The organism is Chryseobacterium rhizoplanae (assembly GCF_900182655.1).
GTDB lineage: Bacteria > Bacteroidota > Bacteroidia > Flavobacteriales > Weeksellaceae > Chryseobacterium > Chryseobacterium rhizoplanae.
In genome coordinates this window covers 716,322-727,751 of record NZ_FXTC01000002.1, presented here as the reverse complement: position 1 = coordinate 727,751, position 11,430 = coordinate 716,322, and the positions used below count along the sequence as shown (strand labels likewise).

The 11,430-nt window shown below is 35.8% G+C and carries 8 protein-coding genes; 4 read left to right on the top strand and 4 right to left on the bottom strand.

Translation table 11 applies throughout. The features are described from left to right. Positions 1-1,164: 1,164 nt before the first annotated feature. Positions 1,165-2,211, bottom strand: a complete 1,047-nt coding sequence (locus FN817_RS08610; RefSeq protein WP_142717562.1) for a PA0069 family radical SAM protein — start codon at positions 2,209-2,211, stop codon at positions 1,165-1,167. 123 nt (positions 2,212-2,334) lie between these two features. Beyond that, positions 2,335-2,529 (bottom strand): hypothetical protein, encoded by a 195-nt coding sequence (locus FN817_RS08605; protein WP_047378034.1) that lies wholly within the window; start codon positions 2,527-2,529, stop codon positions 2,335-2,337. 175 nt (positions 2,530-2,704) lie between these two features. Here FN817_RS08605 and FN817_RS08600 point away from each other — a divergent pair, with 175 nt between their 5' ends. Beyond that, positions 2,705-3,055 carry a hypothetical protein gene (locus tag FN817_RS08600; protein ID WP_047421893.1) on the top strand — a complete coding sequence of 117 codons (351 nt, stop codon included), beginning with the start codon at positions 2,705-2,707 and terminating at the stop codon, positions 3,053-3,055. Between the two features lie 105 nt (positions 3,056-3,160). Here FN817_RS08600 and FN817_RS08595 read toward each other — a convergent pair whose 3' ends face one another. Both FN817_RS08595 and FN817_RS08590 read right to left on the bottom strand, forming a co-directional pair. Beyond that, entirely contained in the window at positions 3,161-5,812 is a 2,652-nt protein-coding gene (locus tag FN817_RS08595; protein WP_142717561.1) for an AsmA family protein, read from the bottom strand. Between the two features lie 30 nt (positions 5,813-5,842). Next, positions 5,843-6,640: a DUF2797 domain-containing protein gene (locus FN817_RS08590; protein WP_142717560.1), complete on the bottom strand. Its 798-nt coding sequence runs from the start codon at positions 6,638-6,640 to the stop codon at positions 5,843-5,845. Positions 6,641-6,729: 89 nt separating this feature from the next. On the opposite strand from FN817_RS08590, the gene FN817_RS08585 reads away from it, so the two are divergent. The 3 genes from FN817_RS08585 (at position 6,730) to secA (ending at position 11,318) form a co-directional block, all read left to right on the top strand. Further along, a complete protein-coding gene (locus tag FN817_RS08585; protein ID WP_142717559.1) occupies positions 6,730-7,758 on the top strand; it encodes a GDP-mannose 4,6-dehydratase in 1,029 nt (342 codons plus the stop codon). A gap of 136 nt (positions 7,759-7,894) precedes the next feature. Next, positions 7,895-8,116, top strand: a complete 222-nt coding sequence (locus tag FN817_RS08580) for a DUF2795 domain-containing protein (protein WP_002662059.1) — start codon at positions 7,895-7,897, stop codon at positions 8,114-8,116. Positions 8,117-8,243: 127 nt separating this feature from the next. Further along, complete coding sequence (gene secA / locus FN817_RS08575) at positions 8,244-11,318, top strand: preprotein translocase subunit SecA (RefSeq protein WP_142717558.1); 3,075 nt, start codon at positions 8,244-8,246, stop codon at positions 11,316-11,318. Positions 11,319-11,430: the final 112 nt, after the last annotated feature.

The following is an 11,430-nucleotide window of genomic DNA, read 5'->3' as shown; positions in this document are numbered from 1 at the left end:
TTCTTAATGACCAAATGTTTTGAAAGAAAATTTTAAAGTTTTTTAAGTAACCTTAATCCCTCTCTCTACCTCAATCACCCTACTCCTGCGCTCCCTTTATTTGGGACTGCAAAGATACAAACTCTTTTTAAACTTACAACTCTTTTTGTAAAAAATTTTAAAGTTTTTTCGTCTGTCTCTTTTTGAAGTATCTTAATGTCTTAGCTTATCTAAAAGCTCTTCTGCGCTACTGATATACTCTCGTTTTCAGTGGGGCAAAGATAATAACTTCCCACAACGCAAAACAAGTTTATTTAATATAAATTTTACCTTTCCGTAATATTTAATCCTAATCCACTGAAACAAAGGATCAAAAATTTTAAACATTTGTTTGGAAGAAGACGGGAAAGTTGGAGGGTTTGAGCGTTGGAGAGGGTTTTAAGGGCGCGAGATGCGAGGTGCGGGGTATGAGTGAGGGTGAATAATTCGGGATGAGAGTATTATATAATTATATAGAATAGCTTTTTAAAAGTTTTGGCTTCGATATAGTCTTTATAATCATTATTATTCTAGCATTGTCACTCCGTAGGAGTCTGGACAAAACTCTTCCGTAAAATTTATAATAGCACAGATTACCTTAATTAAAATGCTTCGACTCAGCTCAGCATGACACTGCGAATACTAACTGCTAAAAAAGTCTTAAATAGTATCCTGGCAACTGACTTCCTTTAAAAGCTCTCGTAAAGAAGTTGGGATTCCAGTTGACACAATGGGATTAGAGATTTATACTCACTAACCACCTTCTATAGAAATCAGGAATATGAAAATTCAACACCAATGTTCCTTTTCTGCATAGAAACACGAAACACGAAACCCGAAACTCAAGAACCCGAACTCATCATTCATCATTTATAAATTATAATTCACCCACCCCTAGCCCTGATAGAAATGGTTACCCCGCAGCCTGGGTTGGAGAATAGATGGGTCTGAGCGTGGGAGGACGCTGGCGCGAGGAGTAGGAATGGATAGCAGGATAAAGCTCCTGAAAAAAATCGTACTATATACTATATATGTGATAAGTATTGAAAATAACCAGAAGTAGAAAGTTTATTAATAACAACAATGCTGAAAACAGCTACGCTTTATACTATAATATAATAGGTAGGATTAGTCCGGATGTAATGATCAATCAAATAGTCTTAATTGTTGATCGCGGGTTCCTGTAAAATTAGTAGTTGTAAGCTTTGGAAATTCTTTACCATCAAAAAACTTCTTTCTGCCGATCTTAAAAGTGGTGTGAATCATTTCAGCGATATTGCCTTCTCCCCTTTGTCTTTCGAAATATCTTTTATCTCCAAGCTTCCCGCCCCGCATGGATCTGATAAGGTTTAAAACTTTTTGTGCCCTGTCCGGAAAATGGCTTTCTATCCAATTCACAAAAACAGGTTCAACAGTATCATTTAATCTCACCAGAGTATACCCGAATCCTAAAGCTCCTGCATCGGAGATAGCTTTTAATATATTCAACGGTTCATCACTATTGAGTCCGGGAATGATGGGAGCGACCATTACATGTACGGGGATGTTATTTTCGGAAAGAATTTCTACCGCTTTTAATTTATTTTTTGCAGAACTCGTCCTTGGCTCCATCTTCCGTCTCAGTTCTTCATTGATCGTGGGAATACTTAAAGAAACAGATACCAGATTTTGCTCCGCCATGGGCTTTAAGATATCAAGATCTCTCAGAACCATTGCATTTTTTGTCAGAATATTGACAGGATGTCTGTAATCCAGACATACCTGCAGTAGTTTTCGGGTGATTTCAAATTGTCTTTCGGCGGGCTGATAGCAGTCTGTATTTCCTGATAGCAGAATTGGAGCTGCTTTGTACCCTCTTTTTTGAAAAAACTTCTCCAGCAATTCAGGGGCATTTTTCTTTACCATGATCTTTCTTTCAAAATCAATCCCGGCGCTGAACCCCCAATATTCGTGGGTAGGTCTTGCAAAACAGTAAGAACATCCATGTTCACATCCCTGATAGGGATTCATAGAATATTCCATCGGAAGGTCTTCACTTTTCACCTGATTAACAATGGTTTTGGGAAAAACTTCAGTGAAGGAGGTTTTTACTGTTTCGAAATCTTCATCATCAGGTTCATAGGTATACCTGTCGAAACGATTGATAACGTTTCGCTGAGCTCCCTGACCTTTTATGAAATTTTCGTTTTGCATTTCTGTGTAAAATTAGAATGGAATTTGCATAAAATAATGAATTTTAACAGTAAAGTTTTCCACAAAAAAAATCCAACACTTTCAAAAGCGTTGGATTTTAACATAATTAAATATATTTTTTTACTACTTCAGTGCGTAAAATTCCACTCCATGAGTTTCATCATCTTGATTCTTTTCATCAAAGTGTCTGTGATAATCCGAATAGGAATCACTATATTTTTTATCTTTTTTAGTCAATATTTTTTTTATACTTATTAAACTTAATACTGCCAAAAGACCAACTCCTCCTGCCAGTAAAACTCCAACTTCTTTTTTCATATTTTCTTTGATTTAATATTGTTAGCATTGCAAAAAGCATACCTATTTTATTTTTTCAAATTATAAATTTTGTTAACATTGAACTTTATTATTAGGGAAATTACAATCCGATATTTTTATTATATTTAAAAATTGCAATGGTTTAATTATTGTACTTAACAAGAAAAATAACATTATGGAAAATCCAGAAAACATTGACAGAATGACAACCTTAAGCCAAGTCATGAAAACGCTTTCTGAAAGAGGAATACAGCGAGAATTCAGGATGAATGAGAAATGCGAAATGAAGTTTGAAAATTCTGAAAAAGTTTATCAGCCTGCGGAATTGGTGATCTTAAAAACATACCGTTTTGAAGGAGACAGCAATCCTGATGACAATGCAGTGCTTTATGTAGTAAAAGATGGTGCCGGAAACCGTGGAATGATCATAGACTCTTACGGAGCAGACAGCAATTATCCAGGGGAAGAGTTTGATAAGTTTCTAAGAGATATTCCTATATTGGAAAGTGACGAGTTCAATTTTTAAACTGAACCGCTTTATATTAATTCTTTAAACCATTAAGGTTAGTTCAATAAAAAGATCGTTGGTTTTATGTAATCATCAATTGTTCTGCTTTAATGGTTTAAAGAATTATTCTTCTGAATTTTCTTTTTTCTTGAATATATTGTTCAGAAAACCTTTCTTTTCCTTTTTTTCTGCTTCCGGTTTGGAGGCTTCTTTTTTATTTTTGATATCCTGTTTTATTTCTTTTACAGACTGTTTCATTTCTTTCACAGAAGTGACTGCTTCTTTTACTTTCTTTTCTGTCTTTTCTACGTTTTTACCAATGAGGGTTTTCTTCAATCCTTGCTCAATTCCTTTCCAGAAGAGATTAAAGAAAGATTTTGTAGGATCCCGCTCTACATTTTCTACGGTAACAGCTTCGGGGAAACTTCCTGAATCTGATTTCAGAAAAACATTGGCAACGGCTGTAAGGAACCCTTTCTTCTCATGATTATTCTTATTAAGTACTGCAATTTTCAGATCTTTATGTTTAAGATTAAAGGTTCCGTGTAATCCGGCAGGGTTTCCTTTAAAATTAAAAAGCATTTCCTGGATAGTTCCTGCAGTTGCCGTTACATGAAGGTAAGGCCTGATAAACGGATTGATTCCACTGGCGGGAAGGCCGGTAGTTTTTCCTGCAATTGTAAAATTATCATTGTTATCGGCAACATCGAAGTTCCAGTTTACGGAAAGCGGTGAGAGATTCATGAATGAACAATTGATTTTGATGTCTACTTTTGTGGGTTTTCCTTTTATTTTAGCAGAATTCAGGTTTCTGACATTCATATTAAAGTTACTGAATATCAGTTTTCCGGGTCCCATACTTTCCGGAGTATCTTCTTCATAGACCAATACTGAGTTTTTCAGATCAAGAGTATTGATCGTCATCGGAATTTTAATGGAACGCAGCATTTTGGAATACAATGCTTTTATTTTTGGATCGTCTTTCGGAATTTTGCTTCTGAAAATATTGGCATCTGCTGACTGGATTGTGACATGAGAAGCATTCACCATTTTATGATGAGAAAATAAATCCCACGTTCCTTCTGCCGATATTTGCCCGGCTTTGATATCATATAGATCTCTCTCAACAGGAATCATTCTGATAAACTGAGCTCTCGAAACGAGAGGTTTCATGGCAAAATTATTGATCTGAACTTTATTTTTATTCAGCTTGAGAAGCCCTAAGCTCATATTATAGAACTGTGTTTTATATGCAAAGTTCCGGGTGGTGAGATAATAATCTTTAACTTTAAATGATAATCCTGGCTGATTGGGCTTGAGTGCTAATTCTATGGCGTTAAGTGTGGCATTCAAATCATGAAAAACCAAGGGTTCTTTCCCATTATCATAAGTAATATTTGAATTTTTCAAAGACATTTTTCCTACAACAACAGATTGTATGATTCCAGGACCTGAAGTTTTATTTTGCTTCTTCTCGCCTGTTTTGATCGTTCCATTTACATTGTCTATAAGGATATCTTTAAGATCAAGGTTCACTTTTTTATTAAGAAATTCTAATTTATTAATATTAAAAGCAATGTGGTTTGTCTTTAGAACTGCAGCCGTTTTTTCTACTGATGGAGTTCCGGATGTCAGCAGAACATCCATGATTTCTCCGCTTTTAGGACTTAATGCAAAACTTCTTATAGAGATATTCTGATGATTGGAATATAGGATATCTTTTCCGGCAAGCAGGAAATCTTTATACCCGATAGGAATTACCTGTTGTGAACTTTCTTTATTAAACATCAGCTGATTGATATTCAGATTAAGGTTCCCGACAGACAAAAGCTTATTTCCATCCGGTTTATTGATATGAACTACAGCATTATTCAGTTTTATATTTTTTAAATCAACTTCAAAATTTGAATTTTTATTACTTTTTATCGCTTTTACTCCTGTTTTATACACTGTAAAAGCAGGATTTTGAAAGTCTGCATTGGTAAGTGACACTTTATTTTTAGTCAATACCACATCTTTGAATTCCATTTTTGGAACACTAAATTCAAATAATTGAGGCTTTTTAGGATAGAACTTTTTAAACTGGACAAAAGAAAAAAGCGGAGTCAGTCTGAAATTTTCAACTGACATCTGCCCATCACGCGTATTAATCTTATGAATGGTAATAGCATAGGTTTCATCGGGACGGAAAAAGAACCTCTCTCCTTTAATGCTGTATCTGTCAAAAACTATTGGAAGTTTATTTTCAACAGACTCTTCTGTCATCTGTAAATTTTCTACAAACAGATTCAGTTGCTGTACAGATAAAAATTTCTGTTTGGTATGTTTGAAAATGGCAATCTTTCCTTCATTGATCCTGATATTTTCAAATAAAAATGGGTTTCTCTTCTTTCCGGTTTTACGATCAACAGGTTTTGCGAGAATGACATTTAAATTAGGTTTTGCCAGCAAAAGATCCGAGGAGCTTATTCTTTTATTAAAAATAGCATCATAAATTCCGAAACGGCTTATTTTCAGAGTATCAATAGTTCCCTGCAATCCAATAACATCCGTATTTTGCGGATCTTTACTGTTAACAGAAATTCCTGAAGCAAAGATATTTCCGGTTCCTAAATCCACGTCCAGAGTTTTATAAGAGACTTTATAGTCAGTATTCTTTTTTATATACTCCGGAAGCTGGGTTTTAAGCCATATATTCAGTCCGAAATTCGCAGCAAGAAGAATTCCTGCCAAGATTCCGAAACTTATCAATAGTCTTTTAACCCATTTTTTCATATTTTGTGATTTGGTTTTATTTTACATCGATCAATTTCTTATTTCAAGATCGATTACATATCCTTCGTGTCCTCTTATATTGATGAAATTTCCTCCTTCAAATCCCAGATACTGTCCTTTGATACCGGAAAGTTTTCCCATAAATTCAGGTTTTTTATCCAATGTAAATGAAGTTACCTTCTCCGGTTTCTCAAAAGGGTAATCGAACATCCACAATTCTTCTCCATCTCTATAGAATTTCTGAAAATCTTCAGGAAAATATTCTCTGATCTTTTGTCTGAAATCCGCAAGATCTATTTCTCCTTCAAAATCATCCTGCAACATTTTTCTCCAATTGGTTTTATCTGCCAAATGTTCTTTCAGAGCTACTTCTATCATTCCTGCTTCATAGCGGTTTTCCGTTCTTGCTATGGGTAATGCAAAAGTCGCACCCTGATCAATCCATCGTGTTGGAATCTGAGTATTTCTCGTTACTCCTACTTTTACATCTCCTGTATAAGCCAGATATACCGTGTGCGGCTGAAGCTGAATTTGTTTTTCAATCTCAAGATCCCGTTCTGCAACGCCTAAATGTGCTGTAGAAAGCTCCGGACGGATAATGGTATCACTTGCATAAGGACTTTCAAAAAAGCAGTTTTTGCAGAATCCCATTCTGTAAATCGGTTTATTTTCCCCGCAGTTTACACATTGGAATCCGGTGTGCCTGATACTTAATTCCTTTCCAATCAGCTCATTCATATGGATCAGATCTCCAGAAAGATTGAGATAATATTGGATTGGTTTTGCATCGTAGCTTGTCATCTTTAAAATTTGCCCTTGAAACTGCATATTATATTTGTATTACTTTTTTAAGTAAATTTAATGATTATATTTTTCAAAAAGTAAAATTTATATTTTTGTACTCATAAAAAATACAAATGGTTTATCTTGTAACAGGCGGTAGTGGGTTCATCGGATCTCATTTAATTGAACGATTATTAAGAAATGGACATTCTGTCATAAACATTGACAATTTTGATGATTTCTATAATTATCAGGTAAAAATTAAAAATACTTTAGAGTCAATTGGCAAAATTTCGGATTTTGAATATTCAGACAAAGAGACTGATATCCGCCAATTGATTTCACTTAGTCATTCTGACCAATATTCCCTCTATTGGCAGGATATCCGGGACCAGAAAGGTCTTGAAAACATCTTTAAAAATCACCCTATCGACATGGTGATTCATCTGGCTGCACTTGCCGGTGTACGCCCATCCATTGAACGTCCTTTAGAATATGAAGAAGTCAATGTAAGAGGCACTATGAATCTTTGGGAGCTGTGTAAAGATTTTAATATTAAAAAATTTATTTGCGCTTCCTCATCAAGTGTTTACGGAAACAATGAAAAGATTCCTTTTGCAGAAACAGATAATGTGGACAATCCGATATCGCCCTATGCAGCCACTAAAAAAAGCGGTGAAATCATAGGACATGTTTATCACAATCTGTACCATATAGATATGATCCAGCTTAGGTTCTTCACGGTATATGGACCAAGACAGAGACCGGACCTCGCCATACACAAATTTGTAAAGCTTATTTCAGAGGATCAGGAAATTCCCTTCTATGGTGATGGAAGTACCGCCAGAGACTATACTTATATAGATGACATTATTGACGGGATTACCAAGTCTATCCTTTATCTGGAAAATAATTCCGGGGTTTATGAGATTCTTAATCTTGGAGAAAACCAGGTAGTCACTTTATCCAAAATGGTAGAGACTATAGAAATGGCATTAGGAAAATCTGCCATAAAAAAAATTCTGCCAATGCAGCCGGGAGATGTCACAAAAACCAATGCTGATATTACAAAAGCAAAGGATTTAATAGGGTATAAACCGGCCACAGACTTCCAAAATGGCATAAAAAAATTTGTGGAATGGTTTTTGAGAAAACGACAATAAGTAAATTGCTGACACAGCTGCCATTCAGTTTGTGACAGCCGTTTATAAGAAAAAATTATAAAAAGAATTGAAAATCAAGTATAAAAAAGTTTATTATACAACCTATTTTTATACTTTTGCAAAAAATTAGAAAATTATGTACTGGACATTAGAATTAGCTTCATATTTAAGTGACGCACCTTGGCCAATGACAAAAGCAGAGCTTATTGACTACGCAATCAGAACTGGTGCACCTATGGAGGTAGTAGAAAACCTTCAGGCAATCGAAGACGAAGGAGAAATTTATGAATCTATCGAAGAGGTATGGAGTGACTACCCTACTGACGAGGATTTCCTTTGGAACGAGGACGAATATTAATAAAGCGATAAGCTTTAGGCTGCATGCTTAGAGCTTTTTTGCCCTTTTTTATATATTAATTTCACACGATAAGCGTGTCATTTAAAACGCTTAAAGCATCTTGCATTAAGCATAAAGCAAAAAATTTATGAGTTTTTTAAACAAAGTTCTTAAAGGGTTTTTGGGAGACAAAAAAGCGCAGGACCTAAAAGAAGTAAAAAAAGTTGTAACAAAAATCAAGGCTGTAGAACCTAACATTCAGCAATTGTCGGATGATGGGTTGAGACAAAAGACTGCTGAGTTTAAAGAGAATATAAAATCTGCAACCAGCAAGATTACAGCTCAAATAGAACAGATAAAAGAGCAGATAAAAAATTCAACCAATGTTGACGAAAAAGAAGCTCTTTTTTCAAAAATTGAGTCTCTAAAGAAAGAATCATACGAAATTGAGGAGAAGGTTCTTGTTCAGGTTCTTCCTGAAGCTTTTGCATTGATAAAAGAAACAGCAAGAAGATGGGCACAGAATGGAGAGATCCGTGTAACAGCAAGTGACTGGGACAGAGAACTGGCTGAAGCAGGAAAAGATTTCGTTAGCATTCAGGGAGACACAGCTGTTTGGAAAAACTCATGGGATGCTGCCGGAACTCCAGTAGTTTGGGATATGGTCCACTACGATGTTCAGTTTATCGGAGGAGTTATTCTTCACAGTGGTAAAATTGCCGAGATGGCAACCGGTGAAGGTAAAACTTTGGTAGGAACATTACCTATTTACTTAAATTCACTTCCGGAAAGAGGAGTACACGTTGTAACCGTGAACGACTATCTTGCAAAAAGAGACTCCGCATGGATGGGCCCTCTTTACCAGTTCCACGGAATGTCTATCGATTGTATCGATAACCACCAGCCGAACTCAGACGGAAGAAGAAAAGCATACAACTCAGATATCACTTACGGAACCAATAATGAATTCGGTTTTGATTATCTGAGAGATAACATGGTGACTTCGCCATCAGAACTGGTACAAAGAGAACTGAACTTTGCTATCGTGGATGAAGTTGACTCTGTATTGGTAGATGATGCAAGAACGCCATTGATCATTTCCGGTCCGGTTCCTCAGGGAGACAGACAGGAGTTTGATGTTCTTAAACCTTCTATCGACAGAATTGTTGAAGTACAAAAGAAAACTGTTTCTGCTATTTTCAACGAAGCGAAAAAATTAATCGCTGCAGGAAATACAAAAGAAGGAGGATTCAAATTGCTTCAGGCATACAGAGGTCTTCCAAAAAACAGACAATTAATCAAATTCTTATCGGAAAGTGGAAACAGAGCATTACTTCAGAAAGTTGAAGCGCAGTATATGCAGGACAACAACCGTGACATGCCGATTGTAGATAAAGATCTTTACTTCGTTATTGAAGAGAAAAACAATCAGGTAGACCTTACAGACAAAGGTGTTGAATACATGTCTCAAGGAAACTCTGATGCGAATTTCTTCGTTCTTCCTGATATCGGGACTGAAATTGCTGAAGTAGAAGCTAAAAACCTTTCTAAAGAAGAGGAATTTGAAGCTAAAGAAAGACTTTTTGCTGACTTTGCCGAAAAATCTGAGCGTGTTCACACCATGAGCCAGCTATTGAAAGCATATACATTATTTGAAAAAGATGATGAATATGTAGTCATTGATGGTGAAGTAAAAATTGTTGATGAACAGACAGGTCGTATTATGGAAGGTCGTCGTTATTCAGACGGTCTTCACCAGGCCATTGAAGCAAAAGAGAATGTAAAAATTGAGGCAGCTACCCAAACTTTTGCAACGATCACGCTTCAGAACTATTTCCGTATGTATAATAAACTTGCGGGGATGACTGGTACAGCTGAAACTGAGGCTGGTGAGCTTTGGGAAATCTACAAACTGGATGTAGTGGTTATCCCAACAAACCGTCCAATCTTAAGAAATGACAAACAGGATTTGGTTTTCAAAACCAATAGAGAAAAATATAATGCTGTAATTGAAGAAATTGAAAGATTAACTGCAGAAAAAAGACCGGTCTTGGTAGGTACTACTTCTGTTGAAATTTCTCAGTTGCTTTCAAAAGCCCTTCAGTTAAGAAAGATTCCACACCAGGTACTGAACGCGAAGCTTCACAAAAAAGAAGCAGAGATTGTAGCTGGAGCAGGACAGCCGGGAGTTGTTACGATTGCAACCAATATGGCAGGTCGTGGTACGGATATCAAGCTTTCTAAAGAAGTAAAAGATGCAGGAGGTTTAGCGATCATCGGTACAGAAAGACACGATTCAAGACGTGTTGACAGACAGCTTAGAGGTAGAGCGGGACGTCAGGGAGATCCTGGAAGTTCTCAGTTCTATGTATCTCTTGAAGATAACCTGATGCGTTTGTTCGGTTCTGAGAGAATCGCTAAAATGATGGACAGAATGGGTCATAAAGAAGGTGAAGTAATTCAGCATTCTATGATCAGTAAGTCTATCGAAAGAGCACAGAAAAAAGTAGAAGAAAATAACTTCGGAACAAGAAAGAGACTTCTTGAGTATGATGACGTAATGAACAAACAACGTGATGTAATCTACAAGAGAAGAAAGAATGCTCTATTCGGAGACCACCTGAAGTATGATATCACCAATATGATTTTCGATGTAGCCAATTCTATCGTTGCGAAAGGAAAAGCTAGCGGAAGTTATAAAGATTTTGAATACGAAATCATTAAAACATTCACCATGGAATCTCCGGTTTCCCAAAGTGATTTTAATAATAAAAATGTTCAGGATCTGACGAATATCTTATTCAACGCAGCTCAGGAAGATTACAGAATGAAACTGAATTTATTGAAAGAAAAATCATTCCCAATCATTGAGAATGTATACCAAAATCAAGGTTCAATGTTCAAAATGATCCAGGTTCCTTTTACAGACGGACACAAAACAATGACGATTGTAGCTGATCTTAAAGAAGCTTACGATACGCATTGTGAAAGTTTAGTAAACGATTTCGAAAAGAACATCACTTTATCGATCATCGATGAAAACTGGAAACTTCACCTTCGTGAGATGGACGACTTAAGAAGATCTTCACAGGGAGCTGTTTACGAGCAGAAAGATCCATTGGTAATTTACAAGCAGGAATCTTTCCACTTATTCAGTGAAATGATCGACAAATTGAACAAAGAAATTATTTCTTTCTTATATAAAGGAGAAATTCCAGCTTAAGAAAAATTTAATAATATCATCTAAAAACCGCTATGGCATTGACCATAGCGGTTTTTTGTTATTCAGTATATAATAATTTTATGATAAATATCAATCTTATTATTTATTTAGA